This window comes from Sphingobium sp. JS3065 (genome assembly GCF_026427355.1).
In the GTDB taxonomy this organism is placed as follows: domain Bacteria; phylum Pseudomonadota; class Alphaproteobacteria; order Sphingomonadales; family Sphingomonadaceae; genus Sphingobium.
In genome coordinates this window covers 255,571-270,369 of sequence record NZ_CP102664.1, presented here as the reverse complement: position 1 = coordinate 270,369, position 14,799 = coordinate 255,571, and the positions used below count along the sequence as shown (strand labels likewise).

13 protein-coding genes are annotated in these 14,799 nt (G+C 65.6%); 6 read left to right on the top strand and 7 right to left on the bottom strand.

Annotated features, from left to right (window positions below; genetic code table 11):
• Positions 1–102 precede the first annotated feature (102 nt).
• Entirely contained in the window at positions 103–1,398 is a 1,296-nt protein-coding gene (wecC, locus tag NUH86_RS01320) for a UDP-N-acetyl-D-mannosamine dehydrogenase (RefSeq protein WP_267250904.1), read from the bottom strand.
• Between the two features lie 95 nt (positions 1,399–1,493).
• Entirely contained in the window at positions 1,494–2,636 is a 1,143-nt protein-coding gene (gene wecB / locus NUH86_RS01315) for a non-hydrolyzing UDP-N-acetylglucosamine 2-epimerase (RefSeq protein WP_267250903.1), read from the bottom strand.
• Positions 2,637–2,808: 172 nt separating this feature from the next.
• On the opposite strand from wecB, the gene NUH86_RS01310 reads away from it, so the two are divergent.
• On the top strand, positions 2,809–4,128 hold the full coding sequence (locus NUH86_RS01310; RefSeq protein ID WP_267250902.1) for a UDP-glucose dehydrogenase family protein: 1,320 nt from the start codon (positions 2,809–2,811) through the stop codon (positions 4,126–4,128).
• On the top strand, positions 4,128–4,253 hold the full coding sequence (locus NUH86_RS01305) for a hypothetical protein (protein WP_267250901.1): 126 nt from the start codon (positions 4,128–4,130) through the stop codon (positions 4,251–4,253). The genes NUH86_RS01310 and NUH86_RS01305 overlap by 1 nt, the downstream gene beginning before the upstream one ends.
• 28 nt (positions 4,254–4,281) lie before the next feature.
• On the opposite strand, the gene NUH86_RS01300 is transcribed toward NUH86_RS01305, so the two are convergent.
• Complete coding sequence (locus NUH86_RS01300; RefSeq protein ID WP_267250900.1) at positions 4,282–5,130, bottom strand: ABC transporter permease; 849 nt, start codon at positions 5,128–5,130, stop codon at positions 4,282–4,284.
• Positions 5,131–5,248: 118 nt separating this feature from the next.
• Between NUH86_RS01300 and NUH86_RS01295 the strand changes: the two genes are divergently transcribed.
• On the top strand, positions 5,249–5,923 hold the full coding sequence (locus NUH86_RS01295) for a GcrA family cell cycle regulator (RefSeq protein ID WP_267250899.1): 675 nt from the start codon (positions 5,249–5,251) through the stop codon (positions 5,921–5,923).
• Between the two features lie 68 nt (positions 5,924–5,991).
• Here the strand turns inward: NUH86_RS01295 and NUH86_RS01290 are convergent, their stop codons facing one another.
• Positions 5,992–6,417, bottom strand: a complete 426-nt coding sequence (locus tag NUH86_RS01290) for an organic hydroperoxide resistance protein (protein ID WP_267250898.1) — start codon at positions 6,415–6,417, stop codon at positions 5,992–5,994.
• Between the two features lie 134 nt (positions 6,418–6,551).
• Here NUH86_RS01290 and NUH86_RS01285 point away from each other — a divergent pair, with 134 nt between their 5' ends.
• The 3 genes from NUH86_RS01285 to NUH86_RS01275 all read left to right on the top strand — a co-directional run bounded on the left by NUH86_RS01285 (position 6,552) and on the right by NUH86_RS01275 (position 10,327).
• Entirely contained in the window at positions 6,552–6,989 is a 438-nt protein-coding gene (locus tag NUH86_RS01285; RefSeq protein ID WP_267250897.1) for a MarR family winged helix-turn-helix transcriptional regulator, read from the top strand.
• 60 nt (positions 6,990–7,049) lie between these two features.
• Positions 7,050–9,026 carry a DNA topoisomerase IV subunit B gene (gene parE / locus NUH86_RS01280; RefSeq protein WP_267250896.1) on the top strand — a complete coding sequence of 659 codons (1,977 nt, stop codon included), beginning with the start codon at positions 7,050–7,052 and terminating at the stop codon, positions 9,024–9,026.
• Positions 9,027–9,322: 296 nt separating this feature from the next.
• Positions 9,323–10,327, top strand: a complete 1,005-nt coding sequence (locus NUH86_RS01275) for a transglutaminase-like cysteine peptidase (RefSeq protein WP_267250895.1) — start codon at positions 9,323–9,325, stop codon at positions 10,325–10,327.
• Between the two features lie 29 nt (positions 10,328–10,356).
• On the opposite strand, the gene NUH86_RS01270 is transcribed toward NUH86_RS01275, so the two are convergent.
• From NUH86_RS01270 to NUH86_RS01260, 3 genes are read right to left on the bottom strand one after another with little or no spacing between them, the layout of a single operon-like run.
• Positions 10,357–11,631: an HlyD family type I secretion periplasmic adaptor subunit gene (locus tag NUH86_RS01270; protein WP_267250894.1), complete on the bottom strand. Its 1,275-nt coding sequence runs from the start codon at positions 11,629–11,631 to the stop codon at positions 10,357–10,359.
• On the bottom strand, positions 11,628–12,626 hold the full coding sequence (locus NUH86_RS01265) for a cell wall hydrolase (protein WP_267250893.1): 999 nt from the start codon (positions 12,624–12,626) through the stop codon (positions 11,628–11,630). The genes NUH86_RS01270 and NUH86_RS01265 overlap by 4 nt, the downstream gene beginning before the upstream one ends.
• Positions 12,623–14,782 (bottom strand): type I secretion system permease/ATPase, encoded by a 2,160-nt coding sequence (locus NUH86_RS01260; protein ID WP_267250892.1) that lies wholly within the window; start codon positions 14,780–14,782, stop codon positions 12,623–12,625. Before NUH86_RS01260 ends, NUH86_RS01265 begins: the two co-directional genes overlap by 4 nt.
• Positions 14,783–14,799 lie beyond the last annotated feature (17 nt).

Sequence of the window (14,799 nt, the reverse complement as noted above, 5' to 3'; positions counted from 1 at the left end):
TTTCACCGGGCCTTTCACCGGGCACGCATGAAGCCTGCCATTGCGGGCGGGGTTAACGGCGCGGCGGGGACATGGCAACCATGGGCGCGCGGGCGCTGTCGATCAGATGGCGATCCGGGCCTGATCCGGGACGACTCGCCGGGGCTGATCCGGCCAGACGCCGCGCGTGTCGTAGACCGCCTTGTCGGCGCGCTCGTCCACCGGGACTGATTTGAAAACATCATGATCCACAAGAATGACGAAGACGCCGCATTGTTCCAGAGCCGTATCGAGATCGATCAGTTCGGCCCCGGTTCCGGCGAACTCCATCGGCAGGTCATGGGCATAGGGTTCGACCAGCCTGATGCGGCGGCCATAGCGTTTGGCGAGGCGCGCCGCGACCTTCACGGCGGGGCTTTCGCGGAAATCGTCGATATTGGGCTTGAAGGCGAGGCCCAGGCAGGCGATCTGTTCGCCCGGAAATTCGTCGATCAGGTCGGATGCCTTGGCCACGACATAATCGGTCTTGCCGTCGTTGACTTCGCGGGCGGTGCGGATGAGGCGGCTGTTTTCCGGGTCGCCATGGACGATGAACCAGGGGTCGACCGCGATGCAATGGCCGCCGACGCCAGGGCCGGGCTGCAATATGTTGACGCGGGGGTGCCGGTTGGCGAGGCGGATGACTTCCCACACGTCGATGTCCATGCGCTCGGCGATGACGGACAATTCGTTGGCGAAGGCGATGTTGACGTCGCGGAAGCTGTTTTCGACCAGCTTCACCATTTCGGCGGCACGGGCGCTGGTGGTGATGCAGGCGCCGCGCACGAACTGGCGATAGAAACCCAGCGCCTTGCGGGCGCAGCGGGGGGTGATGCCGCCGATGCAGCGGTCATTGTCGATCAGCTCGACCAGGATGCGCCCGGGAAGCACCCGCTCCGGACAATAGGCGATGGCGATGTCGCCAGCGACGCCCGGTTCGGGCATCTTCAGGTCGGGGCGAAGCTGGGCGAAGAGATCGCGCATGGCTTCGGTGGTTCCGACCGGGGATGTCGATTCGAGGATGACGGTGTCGCCCGCTTTCAGGACTTGCGCGACGGTGCGGGCGGCTTTCAGAACATGGCTGATGTCCGGGGCGCGGTCCTCGGCCACGGGCGTCGGGACGGCGATGATGAAGACGTCGCTGGGTTCGACTTCCAGGCTGGCGCGGAGGTTGCCGCGGGAAACGACGCCTTGCACCAGGCCGTCAAGGTCGACTTCCTCGATATGGACGCGGCCGCTATTGACCGTCTCCACCACATGGGCGCTGACGTCGACGCCGACCACCTGCGCGCCCCCTCGTGCGATCAGGGCGGCGGTCGGCAGGCCGATATAGCCCAGGCCGATGACGGAAACCTTCTGCTGGAGCTTTTCGAGTGGCATTGGAAGTCCTGGGGAAGCCTTTAGATTCCCGACGGTTTGTGACGGGAAATGCTGAAGATTTCGGTAACGGACCGCCTGTCCCCCATTCCTCGAGCTCAGGCCGCCTCTTCCATATCCTTGGATTTCGCGCTGGCGGCGACGATGTCCGCGATGCGTTCCGATGCGTGGCCGTCGCCAAAGGGATTATGGGCGCGGGACATGGCGGCATAGGCGACTTCATCATCCAGCAGGGCGAAGACCGACCGGACGATCATGGCGCGATCCGTGCCTACCAGTTTCGCCGTGCCTGCCGTGACGCCTTCCGGACGCTCGGTCGTTTCGCGCATCACCAGGACCGGCTTGCCGAGCGAAGGCGCCTCCTCCTGCACGCCGCCGCTGTCGGTCAGCACCAGTTCGCAGAGATCAAGCAGGCGGACGAAATGGGGGTAGTCCAGCGGCTCGATCATCGCGACGTTGGGAAGGCCGCCGAGCACCGCGTCCATAACCGGGCGCACATGGGGATTGGGGTGGACAGGAAAGATCACCGCGACATCGGGACGTGCCGCAATATCCGCGATGGAGCGGGCGATCGCTTCCATGCCGCCGCCGAAATTCTCCCGCCTGTGGCTGGTGACGGCGATGATCCGCTTGCCCGCGAAGCGTTGGGCGAGGTCGTCCAGCCCTGCGGCGAGGCCGGGTTCGGTCAGCACCCGCTGACGGGTAGCGAGCAGCGCGTCGATCACGGTGTTGCCGGTGATGTGAATGGTCGCCGGATCGCGATTTTCCGCCAGCAGCGCGTCGGCGGCGGCTTGCGTAGGCGCGAAGTTCATGTCCGCGATGCAGGCCACCACGCGGCGGTTCACTTCCTCCGGCCAGGGATGGTGGATGTCGCCGCTGCGCAGGCCCGCCTCGACATGGGCGACGGGAATCTTGCGATAATAGGCGGCAAGGCTGGCGACCATGGTGGTCAGCGTATCGCCATGCACGACCACGCGGTCCGGCTTTTCAGCGTCGAAGGCCTTGCCCAGTTCCACGATCAGCTTCGCCGTCAGGCCGTCCAGCGTCTGGTTCGGCGTCATCACGTCCAGGTCGATGTCGGGCGCGATCCCGGCAATCTCCAGCACCTGGTCCAGCAGGCCGCGATGCTGCGCGGTCACGATCACGCGGGCTTCCACATCCTTCCGCGCCCGCAGCGCGTGTATCACCGGAAACAGCTTGATCGCTTCGGGGCGCGTCCCGAACACCAGCGCAACCTTCATTCGTCATCCTTTGCCATTCCGGCCTTTTCAAGCCGTCTTTCGGATAAGGCCTTGGCAGAAAATGGTAACCATCCCCTGAACATGAGTACTCCCGACGCCCGCTTTCGCATTGGCGGACAGCTATGCTAGAGGCCAGCTAAACCATCTTCCCAATCGAGGGCTGAGTTATTTTATGAAGATCACGATGATCGGCACGGGCTATGTCGGGCTGGTGTCAGGCGCCTGCTTCGCCGATTTCGGCCATGACGTGGTGTGCGTGGACAAGGATGCGGGCAAGATCGCCGCCATCGAATCCGGGCGCATGCCGATTTTCGAGCCGGGGCTGGACCATCTGGTGGGCAGCAATGCGGCGGCCGGACGGCTGACCTTCACGACCGATCTGGCGGAAGGCGTGAAGGGCGCGGACGCGATCTTCATCGCCGTGGGCACGCCTTCGCGGCGCGGCGACGGGCATGCGGACCTGAGCTATGTCTATGCCGCTGCGAAGGAAATCGCGGAGTCGCTGGACGGTTCGACCGTCATCGTCACCAAGTCCACCGTTCCGGTCGGGACCGGCGACGAAGTCGAGCGGATCGTGCGGGAAGCGCGGCCCGACCTTGACATACAGGTCGTGTCCAACCCCGAATTCCTGCGTGAAGGCGCGGCGATCGGCGATTTCAAGCGGCCGGACCGCGTCGTCGTCGGCACGACGGGCAATGATCGGGCCATCGACGTGATGGCGCAGGTCTATCGCCCGCTCAACCTCAACCAGGCGCCGGTCATGTTCACCGGGCGGCGCACGGCCGAGCTGATCAAATATGCCGCCAATGCTTTCCTGGCGACCAAGATCACCTTCATCAACGAGATGGCGGACCTGTGCGAAGCGGTCGGGGCCGAAGTGCAGGACGTGTCGCGGGGCATCGGCCTGGATAACCGCATCGGGTCGAAATTCCTGCATGCCGGGCCGGGCTATGGCGGTTCCTGCTTCCCGAAGGATACGCTGGCGCTGGTGAAGACCGGCCAGGATTATGACACGCCGATCCGCATCGTGGAGACTGTCGTGCAGGTGAACGACCTGCGCAAACGGGCCATGGGACGCAAGATCGTGAAGGCGCTGGGCGGCGATGCGCGGGGGAAGACGGTCGCGCTGCTGGGCCTGACCTTCAAACCCAATACCGACGACATGCGCGATGCGCCCAGCCTGGCCATCGTGCAGGCGCTGGAGGATGCCGGGGCGAAGATCGTCGCCTATGATCCGGAGGGCATGGAGGTCGCCGCGCCGCTGATGCCGGGCGTGACCATGACGAAGGACGCCTATGAGGCGGCGACCGGGGCCGCCGCATTGGTGCTGGTGACCGAATGGGACGCATTCCGGGCGCTGGACCTGAAACGGCTGGCGGCGTCGATGAACGAACCCGTGCTGGTCGACCTGCGCAATATCTATCCGCGCCGCGAGGCTGAGGCGGCTGGATTCTCGCTCACCCGCGTCGGGGGCAAGGGCGTTTCGGTCTGATGCGCTTGAAACCAGAGGGAGGGCGCGACGAACGCGCCCTCCCCCGGCTGCATCATTGGATGATGGCGGCGGTTGCGTTGTGCGCGATCATGCTGGCCGTGCCGGTCATTGCGGGGTTGACCTGACCCCTGCGAACGGCGTGCCCCTCCACAATCAGGCCTTCAGCTTCCACCCACGCTTCAGCACCATATAGCAGATCACGCCCAGCGCGATATTCAGCGCCAACAGCACCAGGCTGCCCACCACCACATCGCCGTCCGCCGCCGCGACGAAGCCATAGCGGAAACCGGAAATGGCGTAGAAGAAGGGATTGGCATGGCTGATGGCGCGGAACGCGGGCGCCAGCCGGTCGATGGAATAGAAGGTTCCCGACAACAGCGTCATCGGCCCGATTATGAAATTGGAGATGGCGGCGGCATGGTCGAACTTTTCCGCCCAGATCGACGTCAGCACGCCGATAAAGGCGGTCAGACCCGCCCCCATCAGCCCGAACCAGAGGATCGCCCAGGGATGGGCGGGCGTCACATGCACGCCCGGCCACAACGCCATCGCCGCCCACAGCGCCAGACCCACGCAAAAGGCCCGCGTCACCGCCGCGCCCACCAGCGCCAGCAGCAATTCCCCGACCGACAGCGGCGGCATCAGATAATCGATCAGCGTCCCCTGCATCTTGCCCGCCAGCAGCGAGAAACTGCTGTTGGCGAAGGCGTTGTTCATCATGCCCATGATCATCAGGCCGGGCGCGATGAAGTCCGCGAAGGGCACGCCCAGCACATGCCGATTGGCCCCGCCCAGCGCCAGGGTGAAGATGACCAGGAACATCAGCGTCGTGACGGCGGGCGCCCAGATGGTCTGGAGCTGCACCTTCATGAAGCGCCGGATTTCCTTGCGATAAAGCGCGCGGGTGCCCGCCCAGTTGACGTTGCGGATGACCAGTTCGCCCGGTTCATGGAAAGGCGGCTGGTGCGACGGGGAGGCAGCAATTTTGGACTGGTCGTTCATGGTCGGATCGACTATCGGCTGAGAGGTTGTGCCGCAAGGGCGTTGTGCGCGGGAAATTGAACCCGCGCCCGGCGCTCCCCATATAGGGCGGCGATTTGAGATTTTGAGGAGTCATTCATTGTCCTGGACCGACGAGCGCATCGACCAGCTCAAGGCAATGTGGGAACGCGGCCTGACCGCCAGCCAGATCGCGGACGAACTGGGCGGGGTCAGCCGCAATGCGGTGATAGGCAAGGCGCATCGCCTGGGCCTGCAATCGCGCCCTTCCCCGGTAAAAGCCAACGAAGCGCCGAAAAAGGCCGCGCCGCCCGTGCGCAAGCCAGCGCAGGAAACCGAAGCGCCCAGACCGGCCGCTCCGGTGCAGCATGCCGCGCCCTCCCCGGCGCGGCCCGCCGCGCCAGCGCCCATCCCGGTTCCAGCCGCAGCCGCTCCGGAAACGGAAGCGCCCAAGCCGCAGCCGCGCATCATCTCCGTCGGACCCGGCGGCTTCCTGCGTCAGGGACCGGGCGACCAGCAGGCGCCGATTCCGCCCGCTCCGCCGCGCCGTCTGGTCCCGGCCAAGCCCAGCCCGGAAATCGCCGGCAAGACATCCCTGCTGGACCTGACGGAACGCATCTGCAAATGGCCGATGGGCCATCCGGGCGAACCGGACTTCCATTTCTGCGGTGAAACGGTGAACCCCGGCTTCCCCTATTGCGTCGAGCATTGCGGGCGCGCCTATCAGGCGCAGCTTCCACGCGGCACGCGCCGTCCGCCGCCGCCCCTGCCCTTTGGCGGGCCGCGGGTTCGCTGATCGTCCGACGCTCATGAAAAGGGCCGCCCCATCCAGGAGCGGCCCTTTTTGCTTGGCGCATGCGGCGATCAGGCGATGGTCAGCCCGACATTCACATTGTTGCGCGTGGCGTTGGAATAGGGGCAGATCTGATGCGCCGCCTCGACCAGCTTTTCCGCATCGTCCCGCTCCACGCCCGGCAGGCTGACCTCCAGATCGGCGGTGATGCCGAAGCCGCCCGCCGCGCGCGGGCCGATCCCGACCGTGGCGGTGACGCTGACATCCTGCGGCACGCGGATCTTCAACTGGCCGCCCGCGACCTTGAGAGCGCCGATGAAACAGGCCGAATATCCCGCTGCGAAAAGCTGTTCGGGGTTGGTGCCGTCGCCGCCGGGGCCGCCCAGTTCCTTGGGCGTCGACAGCTTGGCGGCGAAACGGCCGTCTTCCGAACGGGCTTCGCCATCGCGGCCTCCGGTGGCAGTGGCGCGGGTGACATATTGCACATCGATGGACATTGGCTTGCTCCTTTATATTCTGCGATAATATTTATCGCAATAAATATTAAATAAGCGAGTCGCGCCCTCTTGTCCAGCATTTATTTATCGCGATATATATTTTCATGCTATGGTACCGGGAAAGGAGACCAGCCATGCCCGCCGCCCTGCCGCTCGACGATCAACTCTGCTTCTCGCTCTATGCCGCCAGCATGGCCATCGGCCGCGCCTATAAGCCGATGCTGGACCGGCTGGGCATCACCTATCCGCAATATCTGGTGCTGCATGCCCTGTGGGAGCAGGACGGCCGCACCATCGGCCAGATCGCGGAGCGGCTGTCGCTCGAATCCAGCACGGTGACTCCGCTGGTCAAAAGGCTGGAGGCCGCCGGTTTCGTCACCCGCGCCCGCAGCACGGCTGACGAGCGGCGCGTCGACGTGCGCCTGACGGAGCGCGGCGCGGCCATGCGGGAGGAATGCGGCTGCCTGGGCGAAGCCCTGCTGGAACGATCGGGCATGGGCGGAGCGGAACTGGCGGACCTCAACGGGCGGGTGAAGCGATTGTGGGGCGCGTTGCGCGATCCCCTACCCTAACCTCCTGCCCTGACCAACGCGCGCTTGCGCCTGTCGCAGGCCTGCTTATAGCTTGTGCCCATGTCCGAAGACCTGTTCGCTGCCAATTCCTCCGCCACCCCGCAATATGACGCCTCCGCCATCGAAGTGCTGGAGGGGCTGGAGCCGGTGCGCCGCCGCCCCGGCATGTATATCGGCGGCACGGATGAGCGCGCGCTGCATCACCTCGCGTCCGAAGTGCTGGACAACAGCATGGACGAAGCGGTCGCGGGCCACGCCACGCGGATCGAGGTGCTGCTGGAACCGGGCAACAAGCTGACCGTCACCGACAATGGCCGCGGCATCCCGGTCGATCCGCACCCGAAATTTCCGGGCAAATCCGCGCTGGAAGTGATTCTGACCACGCTCCATTCGGGCGGCAAGTTCACCGACAAGGCCTATGCGACCTCCGGCGGCCTGCACGGCGTCGGCATCAGCGTGGTGAACGCGCTGTCGATCAGCACCGTGGTAGAGGTGGCGCGCAACAAGGAATTGTTCCGCCAGAGCTTCACCCAGGGCTTGCCCAGCAGTGACCTTCAGAAGGTCGGCTCGGCGCCGAACCGGCGCGGCACGTCGGTCAGCTTCGTCCCCGACACGGAGATTTTCGGGGAGCAGAAGTTCAAGCCATCCCGCCTCTACCGGCTGGCGCGGTCCAAGGCCTATCTGTTCGCAGGCGTCGAAATCCGCTGGAAATGCGCGAGCGAACTGATCAGCGACGATACCCCGGCCGAAGCGGTGTTCCAGTTCCCCGGCGGCCTGGCCGATCACCTGAAGGAACAGGTGGGCGACCGCGACTGCGCGACCAGCGCCTTCTTCTCCGGATCGCAGGATTTCCCTGACACCGCCGGGCGGGTCGAATGGGCGGTCGCCTGGCCGTTATGGTCGGACGGTTCCTATAGCTGGTATTGCAACACCATCCCGACGCCCGATGGCGGCACGCATGAGGCGGGTCTGCGCGCCGCGCTGGTGAAGGGCATTCGCGCCTTTGGCGAGCTGGTCGGGCAGAAGAAGGCGAAGGACATCACCGCCGACGATATCGTGACCTCTTCGGAGATCATGCTGTCGGTCTTCATCCGCGACCCGCAGTTCCAGAGCCAGACCAAGGACCGGCTCACCAGCCCGGAAGCGGCGAGGCTGGTCGAGAACGCCGTGCGCGACCATTTCGACCATTATCTGTCCGACCATATGGAGCGCGGCAAGGCGCTGCTTGCCTATGTGCTCGACCGGATGGACGAGCGGCTGAAGCGCAAGCAGGAGAAAGAGGTCAAGCGCAAGACCGCGACCAACTCGCGCAAGCTGCGCCTGCCGGGCAAGCTGACCGACTGTTCCAACGACGATCCGGAGGGCGCGGAGATTTTCCTGGTCGAGGGGGATTCGGCGGGCGGTTCGGCCAAGCAGGCGCGGGATCGCAAGACCCAGGCAATCCTGCCCCTGCGCGGCAAGATCTTGAACGTGGCGTCGGCCAACACCGCCAAGATCCTGGCCAATCAGGAGATTGCCGACATGATCCTGGCGCTGGGCTGCGGCACGCGCAAGGACTGCAACCCCGATCATCTGCGCTATGAACGCATCGTCATCATGACCGACGCCGACGTCGACGGCGCGCATATCGCGACGTTGCTGATGACCTTCTTCTTTCAGGAGATGCCGGAACTGGTGCGGCGCGGGCACCTCTATCTGGCGCAGCCGCCGCTCTATCGCCTCGTTGCCGGGGGCAAGAGCCTCTACGCCAAGGACGATGCGCATCGCGAAGAAATCCTGAGCAAGGAATTCAAGGGCAAGAAGGTCGAGGTCAGCCGCTTCAAGGGCCTGGGCGAGATGAATCCGGGGCAGCTCCGCGAAACGACCATGGACCCGAAGACGCGCAGCCTGATCCGCGTCACCCTGCCCGACGATATCGAGGACCGGCAGCAGGTGCGCGAACTGGTCGAGCGGCTGATGGGCACCAATCCGGCGCACCGCTTCGCCTTCATTCAGGAAAATGCCGCGACGGTGGATGAGGACAGCATCGACGCATAACGTGCGTGGGGTGTGGGTATGTAAATTGGGTGGAAGGCGGACATTCAATTTCCGTTCGCCCTGAGCCTGTCGAAGGGTCATGCTGAGCGAAGGCGAAGCGTAGGGGCCTCGCTCCGCTCAGCCTGAACGGATATCTCACGTCAGCAACTAGCCAGTTTCCGGCCTAACTTCCGGATAAGCCAAGTCGATTTCCCGGAAAACCACGCCGATCGCATAGCTGGGACAATTCATGCCTAGCGCCGCGTTAACCAGCGTGGCGCACCGGATGTTCAATTTTTGGCGCGATACGGGCAAGCATGTCAGGCTTCGCCCCGCTCTCTCGCCCGGCCCTATGCCGCATCGCGCTGCGCGCCACCCCTGCCCTGCTGCTGGCGACGGCGGGCGGCAATGCCCTGGCGCAGGCGCCCGCCGACCGCGTTTCCGCCAATCTTCTCGCAGGCGGCATGAGCCGTCTCGCGGCGATCAGCGCGCAGCAGGGCGGCACGGTCCTTCAAACGCCCTGGGTGGAACAACCGACCGCTCCGGACGCGATCGTCAACGACCGGCGCATCAACGGTTTCATCGGCAAGCTGCCGGGCTGGCGGTTGCAGGGCGTCCAGCTTTCCGTGGTGAGCTATCGCCAGCCGGAACTGGTGCCCGGCTTCATGCGCGGCTTTTTGCCAGCGCCGGCGGCGACCACCATCCCGCAGGCCAGCGCCTTCGTCATGCCGGCCCGTCCGGTTCCCGCTCTGTCGGGCCAGCCGCCGCGCAGTGGACAGCCCGACGTGTTCGGTTCGGTCGCCATGCCGATCTCCCGAACCTTGCTCGACGGCAAATGGGCTTCCGTTTCGGCGACCCTGCCCGGCAAGGGGGTCTGGAGCGGCGTCCTCAATGCCGCTCGCGGCTCCTCCAGCCAGCAGCAGGTCGAAGTCATCAATAGCTGGGTCAACCGGCGGCTGCGCTTCGTGGACGACCGGCAGGGCGGCGACAATTGGGCTTCGGCGGCGCGAACGCTGCAAAGCGGCGCGGGCGACTGCGAGGATTACGCCATCGCCAAGATGAAGCTGCTGGAAGCGGCGGGATTCGACCGGCGCGCGATGTTCCTGGTCATCGCCCGCGATCTGGTGCGGCAGGCCGACCACGCCGTTCTGGCGGTGCGGATCGGCGGGGAATTGATGATCCTCGACAATATGACCGACCGGGTGCTGCCGTCGTCCAGCGTCGGCGACTATCGGCCGATCATGAGCTTCAACGCCTTTGGCCGCTGGACCCACGGCTATCGGGTGACGACCCCGCAAAAGGTTCAGTTCGCGGCGCGATAGTCGCGGAAATACGGCGCGCCTGGGGGCGCCTACCGCTCCCTCAGCGCCTCCGACCGCGCCTTCATGATGGGTTTCAGCAGATAGGCCAGCACCGACTTGCGCCCGGTCATGATCTCCACGTCGCACACCATGCCCGGCGTGATCGGCAGCTTGTGCGCGCCAGTGCCCAGCCATGCGCGGTCCGTCTCCACGACCACGGTGAAATAGGCCTCCCGCGTCGCTTCGTCATAGACGCTGTCGGCCGAAACCTGCTGCACGGTCCCCGACAGCCCGCCATAGATGGAGAAGTCATAGGCCGTCACCTTCACCACCGCGCGGTCGCCGGTCTTGATGAAGGCGATGTCGTTGGGCTTCACCCGCGTCTCGACCAGCAATTTATCACCCACCGGCACGATCTGCATGATCTTCTGCCCCGGACTGACGAAGCCGCCGATGGTCGTCACCTGCACGTCATTGACCACGCCGTCGACGGGCGAACGGATTTCCGCCCGCTGCGCCCGGCCCTTCGCGCCGCGCAGAGACTCGCTGTTGACGGCGATCTTCGCCTCCAATTGGCTGCGTTCGTTGAGCGCGTCCTGACGGAACTGGAAATTCGCCTCGGAAAGCTGCGCCTGCGCCTCGCGGATCGCGGCGGAGGCCCGTGAAGCCTGTTGCTGGGCCGCGTTCAGCCGCCCCTGCGCATCCACCAGATCGCGACGGGCGTCCAGCAATTCGGTCTGCGGGATGATCGATTTTGCGGCGAGCGGTTCCAGCATCCCCACACGCTGGCGCGCCAGTTGCACGCTGCCGCCAAGGCTGTCGATGGTCGCCTGCGCCTCGCCCAGTTCGCGGCGGCGCTGGTCGACGGCGGCCGACATCGCATCCTGCTTGCTGCGCAGCGCGGACTGGCGGACGGCGGCGAGCGCCTGTTCCTGCGCGCATTCCGGCCCGCCGGTCGCGCAGGCCGCGCCGGTCCCGGTGCCTTCCTTCTCCAGACGCCCGGCGCGCGCCGTCAGGGAACGGGTCTCCGCCTGAATCTGTCCAAGCTCGGACGCCAGCATCGCATCGTCCAGACGCACCAGAAGCTGGCCCTTGCCCACCTTCTGCCCGGAACGGACCAGGATTTCCTCGATAGTGGTCGGTTCGGCGGACTGGATGACCTGCGCCTTGCTGGACGGGATCACCCTGCCCTGCCCGTGCGTCACTTCATCCACCGGCGCCAGGCTGGCCCACATCAGGAAGACCAGCATGCCGCCGCCGCTGTAGAGAATGACCTGCTTGTTGCCCGGTTGCCCCCGCAGCCAGCCTATCCAGCGCGAAATCATGGTTGCACCCCTTGAATATGATGGTCGTCCGCCGCCAGCGTGACCGGCGCGGCCTTTTGCTGGCGGGCGAGCATGTCGCCCAACGCGCCGGAGCTTGCCGAAGGATCGGGAATGGAGAGTTTCCACCCCTTGGTCGGGTCCATGCGGCCACCCACATCGTTGGACGCCCGGCGTTCGGGCAGGGCCGCTACGGGCGGATAGTCGATCGCGGGTTCGGCAACCGTGGCGAAGCGGGCCGGATCGAAGGCCGGAATTCGCTCACCGCCCGCATAGCGCCCGGTGAAAGCCCCCGGCAGGCCCCAGCCGCCCGGCCAGCGATAGAAGATATGCGCGCCGACCTGCGCCAACTTCGCCAGATGCGGCGCCCAGCGCGGGAAAACATAATCGGCATGATAATGGGTCGCGGTGCCCACCTCTTTCTCGACCCGCCCGGCCAGCGCGTCGGCGGCGATCCGCTTCGTCCGGCTCCAGAGGTCCGGCAGCGGGCGGCGCGCCAGCGAGCCGTCGCAGACGAAGCTGAACTGGCAGACCGAGGCATCGAAACGCTGGTAGACGACGCCGCATACCGTCTTGGCGAAGGCAGGGTGGCGGACGCGGTTCAGCACCACCTGCGCGACGGCGCGCTGGCCGCTTTCGGGTTCGCGGGCGGCTTCATAATAGACGGCTTGCGTCAGGCACTGGAGGGCGCGGTCATGGTCCTCGCTAGCGGTTGCAAGGGCCTGAAAGGGTTTGGCCGACGCGATGCTGCCAGAGAAGCCGAGACGCTGGTTTTCTTCGCGAGCCTTTTCGCCTTCCAATGCGCCGCCTTCCGCCGCCGGGTCGGCCTGCTCCGTCATCTGGACCAGGGCGAGATATTGGCGGGGGATCGCCGGAGCGGCCTCCACGATCTTGGCCTGCATGGTGGGGCGGGACTGTTCATGGTGCCAGAGTGCTGCCGTTGCGATGGCCAAGGCCACCGGCGCTGCGATGCCGACGCTGCGGGCCAGAACGCTCATTGCCCGGCCCCCCGCTGGAGCTGACCGATAATCTCGTCACGCGGCCCATCGGCCAGGACCACGCCCTGATCGATCACGATGAGGCGATCCACGATCCGCAGCAACGCATGGCGGTGAGTCGATACGATCAGCGTCTGATCCGGCTCCAGCGCCTTTTCCAGATGGTCGATGAACAGATTCTCGGTCTGATTGTCCATCGCGCCGGTCGGCTCGTCCAGGAAGAGCAGCTTCGCCGGTTCCACCAGCGCGCGCGCCATGACCAGGAAGCTGCGCTGCCCGCCCGAAAGGCGGCTGCCGCGCTCACCGATATGCAGGTCGAACCCCGCCGCATCGCGCCCGAAGAAACGCGACGCGCCTGAGCGCTCCAGCGCCTCCAGCAGCTTTTCGTCGCTGGCTTCGCGTGCGCCCAGCAGCAGATTTTCGCGCACCGAACCGCTGAACAGTTCGGCATCCTGCCCGACATAGCGGAAGGCCGAACGCAATTCATGCGGATGATATTGGCGGCTGTCGATTTCATCGATGGTCAGCAGGCCGCCAGTGGGCGGATAAAGGCCGCAGATCACCCGGCCCAGCGTCGACTTGCCCGACGCCACGCGCCCGATCAGGCCGATGCGCTCGCCCGGCTCGATCCGCAGGTCGATGCCGCGCAGGCTCGGCTGGCTGGCGCCGGGATAGGCGAACTCCAGCCCCTGCGCGACGATCGCGCCCTTGCGGACCTTGGGGATGATGCCGCGCGCGCCGTCCAGCCGCTCATCGGGCTGGTCGATGAGCGTCTGGAGGCTGTCGAGCGTCGTCATCGCCTGCCGCGCCCGCACGATCACGAAGGCAAGCTGCCCCACCGGCGCCAGCGAACGCCCGGCCAGCATGACGATGGCGATGATCGCGCCCATCGAAATGTCGCCCGCCGCGAACATGTAGAAGCCGCCGATGACTAATGCGATGCTCGTCACCTGCTGGCACAGGGCGGCCAGGGTCACGCTCTTCGAACTCAGGCGGCGCAGCTTTTCCTGGGTCGCCGCGCTCATCCGGGCATAGCGGCGCCAGCGTTCCAGCATCCGCCCTTCGGCCCGGCAGGCCTTCAGAGTCTCTATGCCGCCGATCGCTTCGACCAGCGCCGCGCTTTGCAGGCTGGAGTCCGCCTGAGCGTCACGCGACAGGCGGGCCATCGACCGTTGCAGGATCCAACCTGCGCTCGCCATGATCCCCATCATGACGACCGGTACGATGGCCAGCCAGCCCCCCAGAAGCGCGATGATGCCGACGAAGAAGAAGAGGAAGGCGATGTCCACCACCAGGACCACGGTGGTCGATGTGAAGAATTCCCGCACGGATTCGAATTCCGACACCCGCCGCGCCAGTGCGCCGGTGCTGCCGGATCGGCTTGCCAGCGGCGTGTTCAGCACCTTTTCGAACAGGCGTTGCGACAGGCGTTCGTCGATATCCCGCCCCGCCTCGTCCACCAGCCTTGCGCGGGCGATGCGCAGCGCGAAGTCGAGGGCGAAGGCCAGCATCACGCCGACGCCCAGCACCCACAGGCTGGACGCCGCCTTGTTCGGGATGATCCGGTCATAGACGTTCATCGTGAACAGCGGCAGCGCGAAGGCGAGCAGGTTGATGATCGCCGCGGCCAGCATCACATAGCCGAAGCCGCCGCGCGCGCGCCATACTTCCCGCCAGAACCAGTGTTGGCGCACCCGCTCGTCCCACGGGCGTTCCTCGGCCCGTTCGCGGCCATGATCGGCCATGACGACCAGCGCCTCGCCGGTGAAATGGCTGTCGAGATCGCTGAGAGGCGCCCAGACCGCTTCGCTCGCATGCGGAAGCTGGACCAGCGCGTCGCCGGACTTGATGTCCATCAGCAGCAGGAAGCGCCCGCCACGAAGCGGCAGGATGGCGGGCAGGTTGCCCGGCCGCCATTTGTCCAGCCGTCCCCGGACATGATCGCTCAACAGGCCGATCTGGTCGAGCGCGGATTCCGCCTGATGAAAGGGCAAGCGCCCGGATTCATCGACGGCAAGGCCAGCGCGGAGGCTGACGATCCCCGGCGAGCGGTCGAAATGCCGCGCCGCGTGGGCGATGCTCTCCACCAGCTCGTCGCCGGGCGTGCCTTGATGGTCCAGCCATTCGGCCAGACTGAGTGTGCTTCGTTCCAACATTGTTTACCCCGCGCCAT